The following is a 19,561-nucleotide window of genomic DNA, read 5'->3' on the forward strand; positions in this document are numbered from 1 at the left end:
ACATGGAGCAGCAAGACCGCGAGTCACAGCTCGTCGAACGCGTGGTCGCGTCGTTCGACGACACGACGGACCCGCGGCTCAGGGAGCTGATGCAGGCGCTCACCCGGCATGTGCACGCCTTTCTGCGGGAGGTGCGGCTGACCGAGCAGGAGTGGCAGCGCGCCATCGAGTTCCTCACCGCCGCCGGGCACATCACCGACGACCGGCGTCAGGAGTTCATCCTGCTCTCCGACGTTCTGGGCGCCTCGATGCAGACCATCACCGTCAACAACGAGGCGTACCGCAACGCCACCGAGGCAACGGTGTTCGGCCCGTTCTTCGTCGACGGCTCACCGGAGATCGAGCTCGGCGGTGACATCGCGGCCGGAGCGTCCGGGCAGCCGTGCTGGGTCGAGGGCACGGTCACCGATACGGACGGCAAGCCGGTGCCGCATGCGCGGATCGAGGTCTGGGAGGCCGACGAGGACGGCTTCTACGACGTCCAGTACGGCGACGACCGGGTCGCCGCCCGTGGTCACCTGTACAGCGACGCGGACGGGAACTACCGCTTCTGGGGGGTCACGCCGACGCCGTACCCGATCCCGCACGACGGCCCGGTCGGCCGGCTGCTGGCCGCCACCGGCCGATCGCCGATGCGGGCCTCGCACCTGCATTTCATGATCCAGGGGGAGGGATACCGGACCCTGGTGACGCACATCTTCGTCCGCGGGGATGAGCTGCTGGACCGCGACAGCGTCTTCGGAGTACGGGACTCGCTGGTCAAGGAATTCGAGCCGCAGCCGGCCGGTTCCCCCACCCCCGACGGCCGCGACCTGGGCGACCGGGCGTGGTCCCGCGTGCAGTTCGACATCGTCCTGGCGCCCGCGGCTCACGAGGAGGCCTGACCCATGCCCACCGACGTGTATCTGTACGACGCCGTACGCACCCCCTTCGGGAGGTACGGCGGCGCGTTGGCCGGTGTACGGCCGGACGACCTGGCGGCGCACGTGCTGCGGACGTTGGTCGAGCGCGCGCCCGCGCTGGAACCGGACCGCGTCGACGAGATCGTGCTCGGCAACGCCAACGGCGCCGGGGAGGACAACCGCAACGTCGCCCGGATGGCCGGCCTGCTGGCCGGCCTGCCGACGTCGGTACCGGCCACCACGGTGAACCGGCTGTGCGGCTCCAGCCTGGACGCGGCCATCGTCGCCTCTCGGCAGATCGCCCTCGACGAGGCGGACGTGGTGCTGGTCGGCGGTGTGGAGTCGATGAGCCGGGCGCCCTGGGTGCTGCCCAAGCCGGAGAAGGCGTACCCGGCCGGGGATGCGACGCTGGTCTCCACCACCCTGGGCTGGCGCCTGGTGAACCCGCGGATGAATCCGGAGTGGACGGTCTCGCTGGGCGAGGCCACCGAGCTGCTCGCGATCCGTGAGCAGGTCGGCCGCGAGGCGCAGGACGTCTTCGCGCTGCGCTCGCACCAGGCGGCTGCTCGGGCCTGGGAGGCGGGGTTCTACGACGACCTCGTCATCGGCGTGCCCGGGGTGGAACTCGCCCGCGACGAGTCCATCCGGTCCGACACCAGCCTGGCGAAGCTCGCCGCGCTCAGGCCGGTGTTCCGCAAGCAGGACGGCACGGTGACCGCCGGGAACTCCTCGCCGCTCAACGACGGCGCGTCCGCGGTGCTGCTGGGCAGCCCGTCCGCCGAAGAGATCGTCGGTCGGTCCCCGCTGGCGCGCATCGCCGGTCGCGGGGCTGCCGCGAACGACCCGCAGTACTTCGGGTTCGCGCCGGTGGAGGCCGCCAACCTGGCGCTCAAGCGGGCCGGCATCGGCTGGGGTGAGGTGGGCGCGGTCGAGCTGAACGAGGCGTTCGCCGCCCAGACCGTGGCGTGCATCAACGCCTGGGGCGTCGACCCCGACATCGTCAACGCGCACGGCGGCGCCATCGCCATCGGTCACCCGTTGGGCGCCTCCGGGACCCGCGTGCTCGGCACGCTCGCCCACTCACTGCGGGCTTCGGGCGAGCGGTGGGGGGTCGCCGCGATCTGCATCGGGGTCGGGCAGGCGCTCGCCATGGTTCTCGAGAACCTGGACGCCTGAGCCGTGGCCAGCATCCTGGAGAACCCGACCGCGGCGGTCGCGGGGATCCCCGACGGCGCCACGGTGATGATCGGCGGATTCGGCACCGCCGGTCAGCCGGTCGAACTCATCGAGGCGCTCATCGCGTGCGGCGCCACGAATCTCACCGTGGTGAACAACAACGCCGGCAACGGGGACGTGGGCCTGGCGGCGCTGATCCGTGCGGGTCGCGTCCGCAAGATCGTGTGCTCCTTCCCCCGTCAGCGGGACTCCTGGCACTTCGACGAGAAGTACCGGGCCGGTGAGATCGAGCTGGAGCTCGTTCCGCAGGGCAACCTCGCCGAGCGCATTCGCGCCGCCGGCGCCGGCATCGGAGCCTTCTACACCCCCACCGGCTACGGGACCTCCCTGGCCGAGGGCAAGGAGGTCCGTGAGATCGACGGGAGGCACTACGTGCTGGAGTACCCGCTGCGAGCGGACTACGCCCTGGTGAAGGCGCATCGGGCCGACGAGCTCGGCAACCTGGTCTACCGCAAGACCGCCCGCAACTTCGGGCCGATCATGGCGGCGGCCGCGACGACGACGGTCGTGCAGGTCGAGGAGTTGGTGCCGGTCGGTGCGCTCGACCCCGAGGTCATCGTCACGCCGGGCATCTACGTCGACCGCCTCGTCCGTGTGCCGGCACCCGTGCCGGTGCCCGGGCCGGTCGGAGCGGGTCAATGAGCGGGGTGAGCCGGCGCGGGCTCGGCAAGGACGAACTTGCCGCCCGGGTCGCGCGCGACATCCCGCACGGAGCCTTCGTGAACCTCGGCATCGGGCTCCCGACCCGGATCAGCAACCACCTCTCCCCGGCCAGCGGCGTCGTGCTGCACACGGAGAACGGCATGCTGGGCATGGGGCCCGAGGCGCAGGGGGACGCCGTCGACCTCGACCTCATCAACGCCGGCAAGGTCCCCGTGACCGAACTGCCGGGCGCCTCGTACTTCCACCACGCCGACTCCTTCGCCATGATGCGCGGCGGCCACCTGGACGTCTGCGTGCTCGGCGCCTATCAGGTGTCGGCCCGCGGTGATCTCGCGAACTGGCACACCGGCCGGCCCGACGACATCCCGGCCGTCGGCGGCGCGATGGACCTCGCCATCGGGGCCAGGGAGACGTTCGTGATGATGGATCTGCTGTCGCGGGACGGGGCCCCGAAGCTGGTGCCGGAGTGCACCTACCCGTTGACCGGTGTGCGGTGCGTCAGCCGCGTCTACACCGACCTCGCTGTGTTCCTCATCGAGGACGAGGGCGTGGCGGTACGGGAGCTGTTCGACTGCACGTTCGACGAGCTGGCGCGTCTTCTCGAGGTGCCGCTGCTGGACCGGACCCGCGAATGAGTCCGATGACCGGCACCTGACACGCAGCCTCGGACAACGCTGCCCAGGCCTGAAACCATCGAATCGAGAAGGAGTCGACCATGGCTTTGAACACCCAGACCATGACCGATGAACAGCGCAAGTCGGTCGCCTTGGAATACTTGAAAGCCTTCGACAACGGTGGGGTGACCTCCACCGGGGGCAGCATTCTGGACCTGTTTGCCGATGACGCCCAGGTGTACTTCCCGAAGTGGGGGCTGGCCACCGGAAAGGAACAGATCGGCCGACTGTTCGGCGAGGTGGGTGGCATGATCAAGCAGATCGAGCACCACTACTCCCACTTCAACTGGATCTTCTCGGGCTCCGACACCGTGGTCTGCGAGGGCACCAGCCACGGCGAGCACCGGGACGGACCGTGGCGGGCAGGGCTTCCCGAGTGGGGGGCCGGACGCTGGTGCGACGTGTTCGAGATCCGCGACTGGAAGATCCAGCGCGTCTTCATCTACCTCGATCCCGACTACGCCGGGCAGGACACCGCTCGCTACCCCTGGTTGCAGCGCGGGTAACCCGAGCCGGCCCGGCGCGAGCTAATGGCGGATTGCGATTCGGCGCGGTGCTGACCCGGCGAGCTACGTCTGCCGCCGCCGGGTCGCACCGCCGTGGTCGCCGTCACAGGCGCCCAGCCCGTCCCTGGACCCGCCATCGACGCTGTCCGCGTCTTCGGGGGCATCGGAAACGACGTCGAGATCGCCCTCCACCACGAGGCCCGGGCGACGGCGGCCAGCAGGACGGGACATCCAGCCGTCGGGCTCGGTGTCGGCCAGGAATCTTTCGATCCCGGGATCGCGGCCGGTCACGGTCGTCACTCCCCATGCCGCGCAGCGTCGGTGTGTCGGTCGAGCCGGGCGACACCACCTTGCACCGGATGCCGAATTCCGGCCAGCTCCAGGCCCAGGCACTTGGTGAACGTGGTGGCCGCCGCCTTCGACGACGCGTAGGCGGCCATCCCCACCCGGGGCACGAACGCCGCGTTGGAGCTGACCGTGACGATCGCCCCGGCCCGGCGCTGCCCTATCCGGCGGGCCACGGTGCGCGAGCGCCGTGCCCGGGCCTCGGTCAGTAGAGGCCGCGCTCGCGGGCCGCGAGGCGGGTGAGGCCGAGGAGCGCGTCCAGGTGCGGGGTGGGCGCGCCGGTCAGCGCGCCGATCTCACCGACGGCGGTGACCAGGGCGTCCAGCTCGATGGTGCGACCAGCCTCGGCGTCCTGGAGCATGGAGGTCTTGAAGGCTCCGAGCCGTCGGGTGGCCTCGGTGCGTTCCGCGATGGTCTGCGAGATCGGGCAGCCGATCCGCACACCGATCTCGGCCGCCTCCGTCATGACCCGCTGTACGAACGTGTTGACCAGCGCGTCGTCGAGGATGCGATCGGCGGTGGCGCCGGTCAGCGCGGAGATCGGGTTCATGGTCATGTTGCCCCAGAGCTTGAACCAGACGTCCCGCTGGATCGACTCCGAAACCGTCACCGTGAACCCGCCGCGGCGCAGCAGGGTGGCCACCGCCGCCGCCCGCGGGGACGCCTTGCCCGACGGCTCGCCGATGATCAGCTCGTCACCTGCGGTGTGCACGGCGTGCCCGGGCCGGAGGGTGCGGGCGGCGAGGTAGACCACGCACCCGGTCACCTGCTCGGGCGGCAGCGCCTTCGAGACGACGCCGCCGGGGTCGACCGCGTCCAGGCCGGTGCCGGCCAGCGGGCCACCGAAGTCGTGGAAGAACCACCACGGCACCCCGTTCAGCGCCGGGACCAGCACGGTCTCCGGGGTGAGCAGCGGCGCCAGCGTGGGCGCCAGCGCGGGCAGGTGGTGCGCCTTCACCGCGAGGATCACGAGGTCCTGCGGGCCCAGTGCCGCGGCGTCGTCGGTGGCCGCGGCCACCGGGGCGGCCTGCTGCCCGCCGTCGCGCGAGCTCAACAACCAGCCGTGCGTACGCAGTGAGGCCAGCGTCTCGTTCCTGGCCAGGGCCGACACCGGGAGCCCGGCCAGGGCCAGCCGCGCGCCGATCACGCCGCCGACCGCGCCGGCCCCGACCACGCAGACTCTTTGCACGGGGCCGAAACTACACCGGCCCTGGTGGAGCGTGCCCGCTGGCGAGCTCGACCTGGAGGCATCCCTGAGCTGATGCACCGACCAGTCCTTGGCACCGGGGCACGGGCGGGACGCGCCGGACCGTTACCCGAGCGAGGTCGCGGTGTCGCGGGTGACGATCCGGCCGCGGTGGCGGTCGGCCGGGCCTGAGTCAGCGGGCGGATCGCTCCGCCGGGGAGAGGACGCTCGTCACCGCGGCGCACGGGTCCGTTCGGGGTGCGGCGGCGTGGATCGCCTCGGCGGCGCGCGCGGCGAGGTCGCGAAAGACGTCGCGCTGCTCCTCGGGCAGCCCGCCCAGGACGTGGTCCTCGGCGTGGGCGACCCGGCGCTCGGCCTCGGCGAGTGCCTGACGCCCGCGTTCGGTGGCCACGATGCGCCGGGCGCGCCGGTCGCGCGGATCAAGCTGCCGCTCGATGAGACCGGCGTTCTCCAGGTCGTCGATGACGTACGTCAGGACGCTGCGGTCGATGACCAGGCGGGCGGCCAGGGCCCCCTGCGTGGGCACTTCCTCGTGCACGACGACGGCCAGGATGTGGTAGCCCCGGCTGCCGTGCGGCAGGTCCTTCAGCCCCTCCTCGACGTACTCATGCCAGCGGCGCAGCACCATGCCCAGGGACCAGCCGAAGTTCGAACCGCGCTTGCGGTCAGCCGGCAGCTCGCAGGGGTCGGTGGCGGACATGCGTCCCATGCTAGCCGCAATGCGTTGATCACTACGAAGTTTGGCCGCGAACAATGTTGTGACCGCGACTCATCCGGTCCGGGGCGTTGCCCTGCCCGCTCCCGGAACGAACCGTCCGCGGGCGTCGGGGAATGAGCTGTCCGACAACTAAGTTGAGAGGCATAAGATGTGCAGCGACGATAGTTTGCGGATCATATGATCAAAGGATGGTGAACGAATGCCTGATTACGGGCATGAGCTCCTGTTCGGGATGTTCCTGACGCCGAGTGCTGAAGACCCGGACCGGGTGGTGGCGCTGGCTGAGCTGACCGAAGCGGCGGGACTGGACCTCGCCACCTTCCAGGACCACCCGTACAACGCTGGGTTCCTCGACACCTGGACCCTGCTGAGCTGGGTCGCGGCCCGTACGGAACGGCTGCGGGTCTCGGCGAACGTCCTCAACCTGCCGCTGCGCCCGCCGGCCGTGCTGGCCCGGGCCGCGGCGAGCCTGGACCGGCTGTCCCACGGCCGGTTCGAACTGGGCCTCGGCGCCGGCGCGTTCTGGGACGGGATCGAGGGCATGGGCGGTCGCCGCCTGACGGCGGGGCAGGGCGTCGCGGCGCTGCGGGAAGCGATCGACGTCCTGCGCGGGGTCTGGGACGACGCCGCCTCCGGGCCGCTGCGGCGGGACGGCAAGTACTACCCGATCCCGGGCATGCAGCGCGGCCCCGTGCCGGCGCACGACATCGGCATCTGGCTCGGCGCCTACCAGCCGAAGATGCTGGCGTTGACCGGCCAGAAGGCCGACGGCTGGCTGCCGACGCTGGAATACCTGCGGTCGCCGGACCGGGTGACCGGCAACCGGCTCATCGACGAGGCGGCGGTTGCGGCGGGACGCGACCCACGGGAGGTCCGGCGGCTGCTCAATCTGTTCAAGGTCGACGTCTCATCGCGCAATCGCGGCTTCCTGCAGGGACCCCCCGAGCAGTGGGTCGACCAGCTCCTCCCGCTGGTTCTCGAAAAGGGGTTCAGCGCCTTTCTGATCGGCCGGGACGACCCACGACTCATCCAGACCTTCGGGCAGGAGATCGCCCCCGCACTGCGGGAGGCCGTCGCCAAGGAGCGCACGGGGAGCGGGACCGGCACCGGACGGGCACGCACGGCCGCCGTCCTGGCCGAGCGTCAGCCGGGCCTCGACTACGACGCGCTGCCCGCGTCGCTGACCACCAGGTCCGTCGAGCCCGGCGACCCGGAGTACGAGCACGTGCGCGACAGCTACAGCTGGCACGGATCGCCGGCCCTGGTGATCCGCCCGCAGGACGCTGCCGAGGTGGTCGATGCCGTGGCGTACGCGCGGACGCAGAACGTCCCGCTCTCCGTGCGCAGCGGGGGGCACGGCATCAGCGGCCGGTCGACGAACGACGGCGGAATCGTCATCGACATGTCGAGGATGAACAAGGTCGAGGTGCTCGACCGGACGACCCGCCGGATCCGGCTGGAGCCGGGCGCCCGCTGGGGGCACGTGGCCCAGACGCTCGCCCCGTACGGCCTGGCGATGAGCTCGGGCGACTACGGCGACGTCGGGGTCGGCGGCCTCGCCACCACCGCCGGCATCGGATACCTGGTGCGCAGGTACGGCCTGACCATCGACCACATCGTCGCCGCCGAGATCGTCACCGCGGACGGCCGCCTGCTCCGCGTCGACGACGAGCATCACCCCGACCTGTTCTGGGCCATCCGTGGCGCCGGTGGCAACTTCGGCGTCGTCACCGCCCTCGAGCTGGAGGCGTACGAGGTGGACAACGTCGTCTACGCCCAGCTCGTCGTGGACGCGACCGACACCGCCGGTCTGCTCCGCCGTTGGGGCCGGCTCGTCGAGAAGGCGCCCCGGGACCTGACCAGTTTCCTCGCCCTCTTTCCCGGCCGCCGCGGCAACCCCGCGATGGCCCAGGTAACCCTCGTCTACGCCGGAGACGACATCGAGGCGGCGCAGTCCGCCCTGAGCCCGTTCCTGGAGGTCGGGCCGATCCTCGACCAGCAGGCGCAGCTCGTGCCGTACCCGGCGATCGTCGCGCCGCCCGGTAACCGGCATCGGGGTCAGGGATTGAACGACACCCGCAGCGGCCTGTTGCACCACATCACACCGCAGGCGGCGGACCTCATGGCGACCATGATCCGTTCCGGTGACGTGATGATCATGCAGTTCCGATCCGCCGGCGGAGCGGTCAACGACGTCGCCCGCGACGCGACCGCCTACCCGCACCGGGAGCAGAACTTCTCGGTACTCGCCGCCACGGTCCCGGACCGCAGAGTCGCACTCGACAAGCTGTGGGCCGAGCTGTACCCGCATCTGGACGGCATGTATCTCAGCTTCGAGTCCGACACCCATCCGGATCGACTGCTGGACGCCTGGCCCGAGCCCACCCTCAGCCGGCTGCGCGCCGTCAAGGCCACGTACGACCCCGACAACGTCTTCAACCGCAACTTCCCCATCCCACCGGCACACCGCGCCGACACACCGGATCCGGCCGCCGCTCAGCCCGGGACCACCACGTGAATCCGCGGGACGACGGGGGCGTTGTTCGAACAGGCCTGGGGGAGCGTTCTCCGGCCCCGAGCGCTACGAAGCTGGTGCCTTGGATCGGTTGCTCGGCGCAGTTCGGCAGGGAGGCTGTCGTCAGCCGGCGTCGGCAGGCACTTCGGGAGCCGCGGGGATGCTGAGCGGTGCGGTGGTGGGGCACTCCACCAGGTCGGCTGGATGGTCTCCGTCGACCGGTCCATCGTCGTGGGTGCGGTCGTAGACGAGCCGGAAGCAGTACGGCAGGACCAGCTCCTCACCGGTGCGCCGGTTCCGCGAGTCGACGATCGGCGTCCGGCCGTGCACGCGAATCACCAGCACTACGCCGTCGGCCGTGTCGGGTCTCGATCCGCTGATCTGCATGACCTCGACGCCCTTTACTCCTCCGGCGGTGCGGAGGAAGAGATCCGCCCGGTCGGGACGGTCGTACCCGATCATTCGCTGCACGTCGCTCATCTGCAGCCAGGCGTCGTCCCTGGTGCGCTCCTTTGCCTGGGCCAGGTCCTCATTGTCTTGCCAGCCACCGCATCCGGCCAGCAGCATGACGGCTGTGCCCGACATCGCCAGGGCCCTCCCGGCCCTCCGCCGCCCCATGCCCTGATTCTGCCGGGACAACCCCGCCGACGGCTGCCCTGCTCAGTCCGGCCGTACCGTGGTGGCACTGTTCTTGTTTCTGGCCCGTGGGCGGTTTCAGGCCGAGGGCCCGGCACTGCGGAAGGTGCGGCGGTAGGCGTCGGGAGGTACCCCGACCGTGCGGCTGAAGTGTCGGCGCAGCGTCGTGGCGGTTCCCATGCCGGCCGCCTGGGCGATGGCGTCGATGCTCTGGTCGGTGTTCTCCAGCAGCTCCTGGGCCCGGCGGATCCGCTGCGTCGACAGCCACTGCAGCGGGGTGGTGCCTGTCGTCGACCTGAAGTGGCGGGCCAGGTTGCGCGAGCTCATGTTCGCCTGGCGAGCCAGGTCCTCCACGGTCAACGGACGGTTCAGCCGTTCCATCGCCCAGGGGAACAGATTGGCGAGGGGATGGTCGTCGCGGGCGGGCACCGGGGTGGTGACGAACTGGGCCTGGCCGCCGGCGCGATGCGGCGGCACGACCAGGCGGCGGGCGACGGCGTTGGCGACCGTCGAGCCGTGGTCGCGGCGGATCAGGTGCAGGCACAGGTCGATCGCGGCGGCTTTGCCGGCCGAGGCGAGCACGTTGCCGTTGTCGACGTAGAGCACGTCCGGGTCGACCGTCACCCGGGGATAGCGGGCGGCCAGCTCCTCGGTGTGGGCCCAGTGCGTGGTCGCGCGCAGCCCGTCCAGCACCCCGGCGGCGGCCAGCACGAACGCACCGGTGCACAGCGAAACCATCCGAGCGCCCGCCTGGTGGGCGGCGCGGACGGCGTCGAGCAGGTCGGGTGGCAGCTCCGCGTCGATGTCTTCCACGGCAGGGATGATCACGGTGTCGGCGCCGGCCAGTCGGTCCAACCCGTCGTCAGGCTCCATGTGGAATCTGCCGATCCGGACCGGGCCGGCGCCGCAGACCACGAGGTCGTACCACGGGTCTGCCAGGCCGGTGGGGTCGCGGACGAAGACCTCGCAGGCCATGGCGAGCTCGAAGTGCAGCATCGCGTCGGTGGCGGCGAGCGCGACGGTGGGCATGTCCGGAATTGTATGGGGCGTGGCGTTCCAGACACTGGTCCGCGTCGGCCGCTGCGGAGAGGATCTTCTCAGTCGATCTTTCGAGAAGAGGAACTGCAGATGGAATCGGGTCAGATCGTGGCGGTGTTCGGGGCGTACGGACACACCGGGCGGTTCGTGGTGACGGAGTTGCGCGATCGCGGGTTCGTCCCGCTCCTCCTCGGTCGCGACGCGGGCAGGCTCCAGGCGCTGGCGGCGTCGCATCCGGGGCTCGAGTACCGGGTGGCGTCGGTCGACGATCCGGCCTCGCTCGACCAGGCGTTGAAGGGCGCGGCCGCGGTCGTCAACTGCGCCGGCCCGTTCGCCTCGACCGCGGGCCCGGTGATCGAGGCCGCCCTGAGCGCCGGCGTCCCGTACGTGGATGTGGCGGCCGAGATCGAGGCCAACCTCGACACGTTCACGCACTTCACCGACCGCGCTCAGGCCGCAGGCGTGGCGGTGGTCCCGGCGATGGCGTTCTTCGGCGGGCTCGGCGATCTGCTGGTCACGACGGCGATGGGCGATTGGACGGCGGCCGACGAGGCGCACGTCGCGTACGGATTGAGCAGCTGGCACCCCACGGCCGGGACCCTCGCCTCCGGCACCGTCTCGCGGGAACGGCGCGATGGCCAACGTGTCCGCTACACCGGTGGCCGGCTGGAGTACTACGTCGACGAGTGCGACCTGCCGAGAATGGAATGGGACTTTCCCGCTCCGCTGGGCCGCCGGACCGTCCTCGGCGAGTTCACGATGGCCGACGTCGTCACCGTCCCCAGCCACCTGCCCATCCCCGAGGTGCGCACGTACATGACCACCGGCGCGGCCGAGGACCTGGCCGCTCCGGACACGTCAGCACCGACGGCGGTCGACGAGCGCGGCCGGTCCGCGCAGACGTTCACCGTCGACGTCGTCGTGCGCTCCGGCGACACGCAGCGACGCGTGGTCGCCAGGGGTCAGGACATCTACGCCATCAGCGCACCCCTCGCCGTCGAAGCGGTCCATCGCATTCTCGGCGGTCGGACGAGGACGAGCGGCGTCGCCTCTGCCGGCGCCATCTTCGACGCGCCCGACTTCCTCCGCGCGCTCTCCGCGCACCTCACGCTCGAACGGCGCCACGAGTCTCGCGGGCCGCAGTTCGCCTGATCATGGCCCGGGTGGTCGGCGATCTCGCACTCGAGCGCTGATTCCAGGACTCGCTTCGTGAGCTGCTGCGGCAGGTCGCCGCTGCCGGTCAGCGGCGACCCGGCCGCCCGGGTCTGCTCGACCAGGTCTGCGTCGAAGATGTGCGGGTCGAGACTGGCGAAGAACTTGATTCATTCCAGAAAAGTGGACTATGTTCGTCACATGACGTCCGACTTCGAGACCCAGCTGCGGGCGGTCTCGTTGCGCGTCACCCGGCCCCGGTTGGCGGTGCTCGCCGCGCTGCGCGACCATCCGCACGTCGACACCGACACGGTGATCGCGCTGGTGCGGGCGGATCAGCCCACGGTCTCCCACCAGGCGGTGTACGACGTGCTCCGCGCGCTCACCGACGCCGGTCTGGTGCGGCGCATCCAGCCTGCCGGTGCGACCGCCCGGTACGAGTCGCGGGTGGGGGACAACCACCACCATGTCGTCTGCCGCTCCTGCGGCGCGATCGCCGACGTCGACTGCGCTGTCGGCGATGCCCCCTGTCTCACCGCCTCGGACGACCACGGGTTCGTGGTCGACGAGGCGGAGGTCGTCTACTGGGGCACCTGCCCCGACTGTGCGGCCGAACGCACCTCCCAGTGATCAGCCAGCTCGGAAGGAAGTAGATGAGCGACACCCAGGAGAACAGGCCCTCCAGCGCCCAGGGCGTGGACAAGAAGGAGGCGGCCGGCTGCCCGGTCGCGCACGACTCCGTGACCGCGCACGGCAGCGAGAGCGAGAACCCGGCGATCGACTCGCCGACCCCGAAGACCGGAGGTCGTCCGCGCACCAACCGGGACTGGTGGCCCAACCAGCTCGACCTCTCGGTGCTGCACGCCCACTCGTCCAAGGTCAACCCGCTGGGGCCGGACTTCAGCTACGCCAAGGAGTTCGCCAAGCTCGACGTCGAGGCCCTCAAGCGGGACATCACCGAGGTGCTCACCACCTCGCAGGACTGGTGGCCGGCCGACTTCGGCCACTACGGCGGCCTGATGATCCGGATGAGCTGGCACGCCGCGGGCACCTACCGCATCCACGACGGTCGCGGTGGCGCCGGTGACGGCGGCCAGCGGTTCGCTCCGCTCAACAGCTGGCCGGACAACGCCAACCTCGACAAGGCCCGCCGGCTGCTGTGGCCGGTCAAGCAGAAGTACGGCCAGAAGATTTCGTGGGCCGACCTGCTCGTGCTCGCCGGCAACGTCTCCCTGGAGTCGATGGGCTTCAAGACCTTCGGCTTCGGCTTCGGCCGGGAGGACGTCTGGGAGCCCGAGGAGATCTTCTGGGGTCCGGAGGACACCTGGCTGGGTGACGAGCGCTACGTCTCCGAGAAGGAGATGGCCGAAGGCGTCGGCGCGACCGAGATGGGTCTCATCTACGTCAATCCCGAGGGTCCCAACGGCAACGCCAACCCGGCCGCGGCGGCGCACTTCATCCGCGAGACCTTCGCCCGGATGGCGATGAACGACGAGGAGACCGTCGCCCTCATCGCCGGCGGCCACACCTTCGGCAAGGCCCACGGCGCCGGCCCCGCCGACGACCACGTGGGCCCCGAGCCCGAGGGCGCCCCGCTGGAGGCGCAGGGCCTGGGCTGGCTGAGCACGTACGGCACCGGCAAGGGCGGTGACACGATCACCAGCGGTCTCGAGGTGACGTGGACCGACCGGCCGACGCAGTGGAGCAACCGCTACTTCGAGATCCTCTTCGGCTTCGAGTGGGAGCTCACCACGAGCCCCGGCGGGGCCAAGCAGTGGGTCGCCAAGGACGCCGAGGCGATCATCCCGGACGCCCACGACCCGGCGAAGAAGCACAAGCCGACGATGCTCACGACCGACCTGGCGCTGCGCGTCGACCCGGCGTACGAGAAGATCTCGCGCCGCTTCCTGGAGAACCCCGACGAGTTCGCGCTGGCGTTCGCCAAGGCCTGGTACAAGTTGCTGCACCGCGACATGGGTCCGGTCAGCCGCTTCCTCGGGCCGTGGGTCGCGGAGCCCCAGCTGTGGCAGGACCCGGTGCCGGCCGTCGACCACGAGCTCGTGGGTGACGCCGACGTCGCCGCCCTCAAGGCGAAGGTTCTGGAGTCCGGGCTCACGACCGCCCAGCTGGTCTCCACCGCCTGGGCCTCCGCCGCCAGCTACCGGTCCACCGACAAGCGCGGCGGCGCCAACGGCGCCCGGATCCGGCTCGAGCCGCAGCGCAGCTGGGAGGTCAACCAGCCCGAGCAGCTCGCGACGGTCCTGGCCACCCTCGAGGGCATCCAGCGGGAGTTCAACGCCGCCGGTGGTGCGAAGATCTCGCTCGCGGACCTCATCGTGCTGGCCGGCTCGGCCGCCGTCGAGAAGGCGGCGCGCGACGCCGGCGTCGAGGTGACCGTGCCGTTCCGCCCGGGCCGCACCGACGCCAGCCAGGAGCAGACCGACGTCGAGTCCTTCCGGGTCCTCGAGCCGCGCGCCGACGGGTTCCGCAACTACCTGCGGTCCGGCGAGAAGACCCAGCCGGAGGTGCTGCTCGTCGACCGCGCCTACCTGCTCAACCTGACCGCGCCCGAGATGACCATCCTCCTCGGCGGCCTGCGCTCCCTCGGGGCCAACGCCGGCGGCAGCCGGCACGGCGTCCTCACCGACCGGCCCGGCGTGCTCACCAACGACTTCTTCACCAACCTGCTCTCCCCGGGCACCCGGTGGAAGGCGTCGGAGTCGGACGAGCACGTGTACGAGATCCGGGACCTGGCCACCGATGAGGTGAAGTGGACCGCCACCGCGGTCGACCTCATCTTCGGCTCCAACTCCCAGCTCCGGGCCCTCGCGGAGGTCTACGCCAGCCAGGACGCGCGCGACAAGTTCGTGGGCGACTTCGTCGCGGCCTGGACCAAGGTCATGGAACTCGACCGGTTCGACCTCGCCTGACCCGGCTCCAGCCGACGAGCCCCGGTCGATCCACCAGCGATCGACCGGGGCTCGCCTGCGATGGGATTCGGTCATCTGGGGCGGGCATCACCGCTGGCCGGGCGAGTCTGGCCTGCTCCTTGAGTGATCCCTTCAGGCCGGGTATGGCGCCGAGTTGCGTGCCGCACCCAGGGCGGCGGCCCACCAGGCGAGCTGGTCCAGCAGGGTTTTGGCATATCCGGGCGCCTGGGGGTCCAGCGGCCGACCGTCTTCCCACGCTGTGCGGTAGTTCGGGAACGCCAGACCATCGCGGATTGTCACGGCGTGCAGTTCGGTGAGCACGTTCTCCAGGTGGAGGACAGCGTGGCGCCCGCCAGCCGCACCCCCGTAGCTGACGAAAGCGACGGGCTTGGCCGTCCACTGGGTGAAGTGCCAGTCGATGGCGGCCTTCAGGGACGCGGGGTAGCTGTGGTTGTACTCCGGCGTGACCATGATGAATGCGTCCGCGTCCGTGAGGTGGGACGTCAAGGACGCCATTTCGTCGGGGCGCGGGTACGAGTCGCCGGCGAACTTCGGTGAGGCTGCCGGCAACGACAGCGGGATCTCGGCGTCGGCGAGATCGACGACGTCGATGTCGAACCCGCCGTGCTCGCGCGCTTGGTCGGCGACCCAGGAGGCGACGACAGGCCCGAACCGGCCCTCTCGAACGCTCCCGATGATGATGACCAACTTGTGCTTCTCGCTCATGGGCTCCACGGTCCATCGTCCGGACGTCGGCAACCAGACCGGGCGCAGGCTGGCCCTCGTGGGGCCACCCTGCGGGGTTCGATGCGCCGGGGAGACCGCGCTAGGCTCCCGAACATGAGCACGCCGCTGGGCGACTTCATCCGCGCCAAGCGCGACACCATCCAGCCGGAATCGTTCGGACTGCCTGATCGTGGCCGCCGTCGGTCTCCTGGGCTACGACGCTCAGACCTCGCCGCGCGCGCCAGGATCAGCGTCGAATACCTCACCCGCATCGAGCAGGGACGAGACCGTAACCCGTCCCCTGCGGTGGTCAATGCTCTTGCGGACGCCTTGAGCCTCGATGCCGCCGAACGCAATCACCTGCGCCACCTCGCCAAGATCACCGGTGGAGGGTGCGCAGGGCGCGGGCGGCCGGCCCCGCCCAACCGCCAGGTCCGGCCCACCGTGTTGGAGACCCTCCGACTCCTTGAGCCCGGCATCGCATTCGTCACGAACCGCCTGGGAGACGTGCTCGCATACACGCGCGAGTTCGAGCTGCTGATGCGTGGGATCGGGCTGCTCGAGAGCGGGACGCCGAACCTGACGCGCTACGTGTTCACCAATCCGCACGCCCGGATCTTCTTCCCGGACTGGGACCAGGTGGCCGACGAACGAGCGTTCGAACTGTGGCTCGGGCCGTCTGCGGAGACCTCCGAATGGTTCAGGGCCGAGCTCGCCCCGCTGGCCGGCAAGGAGTTCACCCGACGACTCAACCGCCACCTGCCCCCACCGCACGTCCCGCTTCGGGTCAACCACCCCATTGCGCACGAGCTTCGGTGGCAGCGAGAGAAGCTCGAGTTGCCGAAAAACGACGCACAGGAGCTGGTCGTTCTCCTGCCCGCTGATGACGCGACGGCGCGGGCCATGGAGCGGCTGCGTCACCAACCCGACCGTATTCTTCGCGCGGTTGTTTAGCTCATGGCATTGGCCCTTCGCCCATTACCCGCTACCGACTGGCCCTTGCCGAAAAAGGTGAGGGCAGGCGCGGCCCGTCAGGCGAGCAATCCGGAACTGCTGACGCACGTCACGCTCGAAAGGTCTCGTCCGGGACCAGTACCGCACCCCGGGTCGCCGAGCCGTTCGGCCATCAGGGCTCGCAGGTCGTCGCGGACCGCGTCGGCGTCCCGCACCGCCCGTTACAACAGGCGTCGCATCGCATCCGGGCGGCATGTCCGGCCTGGTGAGTGAGCTGCCGAAACGTCGTGACCTCAAGATCGATGGCCTTGTGGTGCGGCTCGACCCGCTCGAACCTGCCCGCGAAACGAGGCGAGTACCTTGTCCGCGCCCTGTCCCGTCCGGTGGCGTCTACGCTGTTACCGAGAAGGGCGGATCATGATCGTTACATGGTGCCGGGCACTGACGCCTTCCTTGTCCGGGGTCGGCCGATGAGCGCAGTCGCATTCCTCAACATCGCCATGCACGGGCACATCAACCCGACGCTGCCGATCGTGGCCGAGCTTGTTCGTCGTGGCCACTCCGTCACCTACCACACGACGCCCGCCTATTCAGAAAAGATCGCGGCCACCGGCGCGCGAGTGCTCCTCTACTCCGGGGATGACATACCGCTTTCCGGCCCGCCAACGCCGGTCACGCTGATGGAGCAGCTTGCGCGCACCGCCGTACGCGTGCTGCCCGCCGTCCTCACCGATCTGCGCGGCGCCCGGCCCGATCTGATCGTGCACGACTCCGCCTGCCTGTGGGGGCCGGTGGCCGCCCGGGAACTCGACGTGCCGGCGGCGTCGTCGTTCACCACGTTCGCGTTCAACCGGCACGTGCCCAGCCCCACCCGCGGCTCCTGGGAGTTGCTCGCCGCGGCGGCGGCCCTGCCCCGCCCCGCCGGGGGATACCTGAGGTCGCGCTGGGAGCTGCGCCGCCGGTACGACACCCGTGGGATACCCCTGGTCGACCTGGCGAACATCCGTCAGCCGCTCAACCTGGTCTACACCTCGCGGGCGTTCCACCCCGAGGCCGACAGCTTCGACCAGTCCTACCGGTTCGTCGGACCGAGCACCGGCGCCCGCCCAGCCGACTCGTCGTTCCCGGTCGACCGGCTGCGGGACCCGGTGCTGTACGCCTCGCTGGGCACGGTGTTCGGCGCCGACCCCCGGCTGCTGCGCAGCTTTGCCGACGCGCTCGCCCCGCTGGGTGGCACCGTGATCGTCGCCACCGGACCCACCGATCCCGCCGCGCTCGGTCCGCTGCCGGCGAACGTGATCGCCCACCGCTCCGTACCGCAGCTGGAGGTGCTGTCCCGCGCAGCGCTGTTCATCACCCATGGCGGGGTGAACAGCGTCAACGAGGCTCTGGACGCCGGCGTCCCGATGCTGGTGGTCCCGCAGGGCGCTGACCAGTCGTTGGTGGCTTCCCGCATCGTCGAGCTCGATGCCGGCCTCGCGATCCGCACCGAGGACGTCAACGCGGAGGTCGTGCGCGCCCTCGCCCGGCGCCTGCTCGACGAGCCCCGATTCCGGGCCGCCGCGAGCACCCTGCGGGTCGCCCAGCGCGAGGCAGGCGGCTATTCGCGCGCCGCCGACGAACTCGAGCGCTATGTGCAGCAGACCGGCCGGGTCACTCAGCCGGTCTCTGCCGATCTGCCACCGCAGGGCTGACCGATGTCCCCCCTCGTCGCCATCCTGCTGCTGTTCGCCGGGCTGTCCGAAGCCGCCGGGCGTCTCGTGCCCGTGGTGGCACGCCTGTCTGGCGTGTCGCGCACCAGGGTGGTCGGGTTGATGCTGGCCGGCGCCGTGGTCGACGGCGCGGTATTCGCGCTCTGGCCACTGTCCGCGTGGACCCTTGCCGAGCTGGTGCTGCCCACCGCACCGTCCGACGAGGCCGCGCTGGTCTGGACACCAGGCCTGGTTGCCCCGCTGCTGCTTGCCGCAGTCCTCGCGTTCCCGCTGCTCGGGCCGCTGCTGCACCTGCTGCTCATGGTGGGAGTGGGGGCCGGCCTCGCTGGTGCGCTCGCCACGGTGGCCGGGGTCGGCTGGTGGGATGCCGCCGGCTGCGTAGCCATCGCGGGAGTCGGGCTCGGCGTCGCCGTCGAGGGCATCCGCCGCCTGGTCGTGAGGCTCAACAGGCCAAGAGCACCGGAGCCGCAAACATGATCGAGCTTGCGCTCCTGCTGCTGCTCGGCGGGATCGGACTGGTCCTGCTCGCCGAAGCTCTGCTCGCCCGCTACGAGGTGCTGGTCTATGCCGCGGGCTGGCGGACTCCCACCATCGCACGCCCCAAGGGCATGCCCCCCGCCCGGGGCGCGGACCCGGACCGCCCCCCGGACGCATACCTGGTCTATCTGGACGGTATCGGGAAACGCCGCTTCCACGACACCCGCGACGGCGGCCGACTGGTCAAGTCCCTGATCGACGGGGCGCCGGAGCTCAGGGTGCTGGGCCAGGTGCAGCCCTACTCCCCGCTGGCCCTTCCGCTCGCCGACCGGCCGGTGTGGGTATGGCTGCGCCGCCACATCGGGCTGGTGCTGTTCCTGCACAACGTGATGCAGATCTTCGTCGCCGCCGACCGCCGGTACCGTCCCCTGTACAACCGCGCCGTCGGCTCGCAGATCGCCACTCAGCTCCGGCTCGCCGGTTACCGGCGTGACAGCGGGATCCCCGTGGTGATGCTCAGTTACAGCGGCGGCGCCCAGGTCGCCACCGGCGCGGTGGACGAATTGTGGTCCCAGCTGCGCTCCCCGCTCTGGCTGATCACTCTGGGCGGGTTCCACAACGGCGCCAACGACATCAGCCACGCCCAGCACCTCGACCGGCTCACCAGTGCCGGCGACCGGATCGAGCGAGTCAGCAACTGGATGTTCCCGCAGCGGTGGCGGCTGTTCCGGTGGAGCGGTTGGAACCGGGCTGACCGGGCAGGGAAGATCACGGTGCACTGGCTCGACCCGGCCACCCATGTCGGTCCGCGCAGCTACATCAGCCCGGAGGCTCGGCTACCCGATGGCCGCAGTTACCTCGACCGCACAGCCGACACCGTGATCGCGCTGATCCGGGATCGCCTCAGCGCGACTGCGAGAACCGACGACCCGCTGTCTTGAACGGACGAGGCCGGTGACCTGAAGGGTCGTCATCTGGCGTCTCTCCCTTGATCGGTCGATCACCCGTTATTCGTACGGTCGCGGTATTCCGCTCGCAGATCGCCATTGGCCGTGTGTGGCGCGCAGTCACGGGTAAAGCGCAGCATGCGTCAACAGGTGCCACGGCGCCGAGACCTGAAGCGGAGTCCCGGCTCGCGCTGGGAGCGGTTCGTGCGGGCGGGTGGAGGGG

20 protein-coding genes are annotated in these 19,561 nt (G+C 70.4%); 13 read left to right on the forward strand and 7 right to left on the reverse strand.

Annotation, left to right across the window (positions count from 1 at the left end; all coding sequences use genetic code 11):
• Nucleotides 1-2: 2 nt before the first annotated feature.
• The 5 genes from V6U88_RS19380 to V6U88_RS19400 all read left to right on the forward strand — a co-directional run bounded on the left by V6U88_RS19380 (nt 3) and on the right by V6U88_RS19400 (nt 3,981).
• The gene (locus V6U88_RS19380; protein WP_334454891.1) at nt 3-884 is read left to right on the forward strand and encodes an intradiol ring-cleavage dioxygenase; all 882 of its coding nucleotides are present in this window, start codon (nt 3-5) and stop codon (nt 882-884) included.
• Between the two features lie 3 nt (nt 885-887).
• Complete coding sequence (locus V6U88_RS19385; protein WP_334454892.1) at nt 888-2,078, forward strand: thiolase family protein; 1,191 nt, start codon at nt 888-890, stop codon at nt 2,076-2,078.
• Nucleotides 2,079-2,081: 3 nt separating this feature from the next.
• Complete coding sequence (locus tag V6U88_RS19390; RefSeq protein WP_334454894.1) at nt 2,082-2,780, forward strand: 3-oxoacid CoA-transferase subunit A; 699 nt, start codon at nt 2,082-2,084, stop codon at nt 2,778-2,780.
• Nucleotides 2,777-3,436 (forward strand): 3-oxoacid CoA-transferase subunit B, encoded by a 660-nt coding sequence (locus V6U88_RS19395; protein ID WP_334454896.1) that lies wholly within the window; start codon nt 2,777-2,779, stop codon nt 3,434-3,436. The genes V6U88_RS19390 and V6U88_RS19395 overlap by 4 nt, the downstream gene beginning before the upstream one ends.
• An 80-nt stretch (nt 3,437-3,516) precedes the next feature.
• Nucleotides 3,517-3,981: a nuclear transport factor 2 family protein gene (locus V6U88_RS19400; protein ID WP_334454897.1), complete on the forward strand. Its 465-nt coding sequence runs from the start codon at nt 3,517-3,519 to the stop codon at nt 3,979-3,981.
• Nucleotides 3,982-4,044: 63 nt separating this feature from the next.
• On the opposite strand, the gene V6U88_RS19405 is transcribed toward V6U88_RS19400, so the two are convergent.
• From V6U88_RS19405 to V6U88_RS19420, 4 genes are all read right to left on the reverse strand, one after another.
• Nucleotides 4,045-4,272 carry a hypothetical protein gene (locus V6U88_RS19405; protein ID WP_334454899.1) on the reverse strand — a complete coding sequence of 76 codons (228 nt, stop codon included), beginning with the start codon at nt 4,270-4,272 and terminating at the stop codon, nt 4,045-4,047.
• 5 nt (nt 4,273-4,277) lie between these two features.
• The gene (locus V6U88_RS19410) at nt 4,278-4,502 is read right to left on the reverse strand and encodes an SDR family NAD(P)-dependent oxidoreductase (protein ID WP_334454900.1); all 225 of its coding nucleotides are present in this window, start codon (nt 4,500-4,502) and stop codon (nt 4,278-4,280) included.
• 29 nt (nt 4,503-4,531) lie between these two features.
• The gene (locus V6U88_RS19415; protein WP_334454902.1) at nt 4,532-5,515 is read right to left on the reverse strand and encodes a 2-dehydropantoate 2-reductase; all 984 of its coding nucleotides are present in this window, start codon (nt 5,513-5,515) and stop codon (nt 4,532-4,534) included.
• A gap of 190 nt (nt 5,516-5,705) precedes the next feature.
• The gene (locus V6U88_RS19420; RefSeq protein ID WP_334454903.1) at nt 5,706-6,233 is read right to left on the reverse strand and encodes a MarR family winged helix-turn-helix transcriptional regulator; all 528 of its coding nucleotides are present in this window, start codon (nt 6,231-6,233) and stop codon (nt 5,706-5,708) included.
• Between the two features lie 217 nt (nt 6,234-6,450).
• Between V6U88_RS19420 and V6U88_RS19425 the strand changes: the two genes are divergently transcribed.
• Nucleotides 6,451-8,769: an LLM class flavin-dependent oxidoreductase gene (locus tag V6U88_RS19425; RefSeq protein ID WP_334454906.1), complete on the forward strand. Its 2,319-nt coding sequence runs from the start codon at nt 6,451-6,453 to the stop codon at nt 8,767-8,769.
• A 120-nt stretch (nt 8,770-8,889) separates the two neighbouring features.
• On the opposite strand, the gene V6U88_RS19430 is transcribed toward V6U88_RS19425, so the two are convergent.
• Both V6U88_RS19430 and V6U88_RS19435 read right to left on the reverse strand, forming a co-directional pair.
• Nucleotides 8,890-9,351 (reverse strand): hypothetical protein, encoded by a 462-nt coding sequence (locus V6U88_RS19430; RefSeq protein WP_334454909.1) that lies wholly within the window; start codon nt 9,349-9,351, stop codon nt 8,890-8,892.
• A 129-nt stretch (nt 9,352-9,480) separates the two neighbouring features.
• Complete coding sequence (locus V6U88_RS19435) at nt 9,481-10,431, reverse strand: helix-turn-helix domain-containing protein (RefSeq protein ID WP_334454911.1); 951 nt, start codon at nt 10,429-10,431, stop codon at nt 9,481-9,483.
• Here V6U88_RS19435 and V6U88_RS19440 point away from each other — a divergent pair.
• The 3 genes from V6U88_RS19440 (at nt 10,390) to katG (ending at nt 14,522) form a co-directional block, all read left to right on the forward strand.
• Nucleotides 10,390-11,592 (forward strand): saccharopine dehydrogenase family protein, encoded by a 1,203-nt coding sequence (locus V6U88_RS19440; protein ID WP_334454914.1) that lies wholly within the window; start codon nt 10,390-10,392, stop codon nt 11,590-11,592. The genes V6U88_RS19435 and V6U88_RS19440 overlap by 42 nt on opposite strands.
• 201 nt (nt 11,593-11,793) lie before the next feature.
• Nucleotides 11,794-12,222, forward strand: coding sequence for a Fur family transcriptional regulator (locus V6U88_RS19445; protein ID WP_334454917.1), 429 nt, complete (start codon nt 11,794-11,796; stop codon nt 12,220-12,222).
• 23 nt (nt 12,223-12,245) lie between these two features.
• Nucleotides 12,246-14,522, forward strand: a complete 2,277-nt coding sequence (katG, locus tag V6U88_RS19450; protein WP_334454919.1) for a catalase/peroxidase HPI — start codon at nt 12,246-12,248, stop codon at nt 14,520-14,522.
• A 132-nt stretch (nt 14,523-14,654) separates the two neighbouring features.
• Here katG and V6U88_RS19455 read toward each other — a convergent pair whose 3' ends face one another.
• Nucleotides 14,655-15,248, reverse strand: a complete 594-nt coding sequence (locus V6U88_RS19455) for an NADPH-dependent FMN reductase (protein WP_334454921.1) — start codon at nt 15,246-15,248, stop codon at nt 14,655-14,657.
• Between the two features lie 114 nt (nt 15,249-15,362).
• Between V6U88_RS19455 and V6U88_RS19460 the strand changes: the two genes are divergently transcribed.
• The 4 genes from V6U88_RS19460 to V6U88_RS19475 all read left to right on the forward strand — a co-directional run bounded on the left by V6U88_RS19460 (nt 15,363) and on the right by V6U88_RS19475 (nt 19,332).
• Complete coding sequence (locus tag V6U88_RS19460) at nt 15,363-16,202, forward strand: helix-turn-helix domain-containing protein (RefSeq protein ID WP_334454923.1); 840 nt, start codon at nt 15,363-15,365, stop codon at nt 16,200-16,202.
• A 470-nt stretch (nt 16,203-16,672) separates the two neighbouring features.
• A complete protein-coding gene (locus tag V6U88_RS19465; RefSeq protein ID WP_334454924.1) occupies nt 16,673-17,896 on the forward strand; it encodes a macrolide family glycosyltransferase in 1,224 nt (407 codons plus the stop codon).
• Between the two features lie 3 nt (nt 17,897-17,899).
• On the forward strand, nt 17,900-18,391 hold the full coding sequence (locus tag V6U88_RS19470) for a hypothetical protein (RefSeq protein WP_334454926.1): 492 nt from the start codon (nt 17,900-17,902) through the stop codon (nt 18,389-18,391).
• Nucleotides 18,388-19,332: a hypothetical protein gene (locus V6U88_RS19475; protein ID WP_334454927.1), complete on the forward strand. Its 945-nt coding sequence runs from the start codon at nt 18,388-18,390 to the stop codon at nt 19,330-19,332. The genes V6U88_RS19470 and V6U88_RS19475 overlap by 4 nt, the downstream gene beginning before the upstream one ends.
• Nucleotides 19,333-19,561: the final 229 nt, after the last annotated feature.

Origin of the sequence: Micromonospora sp. CPCC 205739, assembly GCF_036906795.1 — a bacterium.
GTDB lineage: Bacteria > Actinomycetota > Actinomycetes > Mycobacteriales > Micromonosporaceae > Micromonospora.

Bases quoted from the DNA above. Each gene is read 5' to 3' on its own strand.
- V6U88_RS19380 (WP_334454891.1), top strand. From the start codon at position 3: ATGGAGCAGCAAGACCGCGAGTCACAGCTCGTCGAACGCGTGGTCGCG.
- V6U88_RS19385 (WP_334454892.1), top strand. From the start codon at position 888: ATGCCCACCGACGTGTATCTGTACGACGCCGTACGCACCCCCTTCGGG.
- V6U88_RS19395 (WP_334454896.1), top strand. From the start codon at position 2,777: ATGAGCGGGGTGAGCCGGCGCGGGCTCGGCAAGGACGAACTTGCCGCC.
- V6U88_RS19400 (WP_334454897.1), top strand. From the start codon at position 3,517: ATGGCTTTGAACACCCAGACCATGACCGATGAACAGCGCAAGTCGGTC.
- V6U88_RS19420 (WP_334454903.1), bottom strand. From the start codon at position 6,233: ATGTCCGCCACCGACCCCTGCGAGCTGCCGGCTGACCGCAAGCGCGGT.
- V6U88_RS19425 (WP_334454906.1), top strand. From the start codon at position 6,451: ATGCCTGATTACGGGCATGAGCTCCTGTTCGGGATGTTCCTGACGCCG.
- V6U88_RS19430 (WP_334454909.1), bottom strand. From the start codon at position 9,351: ATGTCGGGCACAGCCGTCATGCTGCTGGCCGGATGCGGTGGCTGGCAA.
- V6U88_RS19435 (WP_334454911.1), bottom strand. From the start codon at position 10,431: ATGCCCACCGTCGCGCTCGCCGCCACCGACGCGATGCTGCACTTCGAG.
- V6U88_RS19445 (WP_334454917.1), top strand. From the start codon at position 11,794: ATGACGTCCGACTTCGAGACCCAGCTGCGGGCGGTCTCGTTGCGCGTC.
- katG (WP_334454919.1), top strand. From the start codon at position 12,246: ATGAGCGACACCCAGGAGAACAGGCCCTCCAGCGCCCAGGGCGTGGAC.
- V6U88_RS19455 (WP_334454921.1), bottom strand. From the start codon at position 15,248: ATGAGCGAGAAGCACAAGTTGGTCATCATCATCGGGAGCGTTCGAGAG.
- V6U88_RS19460 (WP_334454923.1), top strand. From the start codon at position 15,363: ATGAGCACGCCGCTGGGCGACTTCATCCGCGCCAAGCGCGACACCATC.
- V6U88_RS19465 (WP_334454924.1), top strand. From the start codon at position 16,673: ATGAGCGCAGTCGCATTCCTCAACATCGCCATGCACGGGCACATCAAC.
- V6U88_RS19470 (WP_334454926.1), top strand. From the start codon at position 17,900: ATGTCCCCCCTCGTCGCCATCCTGCTGCTGTTCGCCGGGCTGTCCGAA.
- V6U88_RS19475 (WP_334454927.1), top strand. From the start codon at position 18,388: ATGATCGAGCTTGCGCTCCTGCTGCTGCTCGGCGGGATCGGACTGGTC.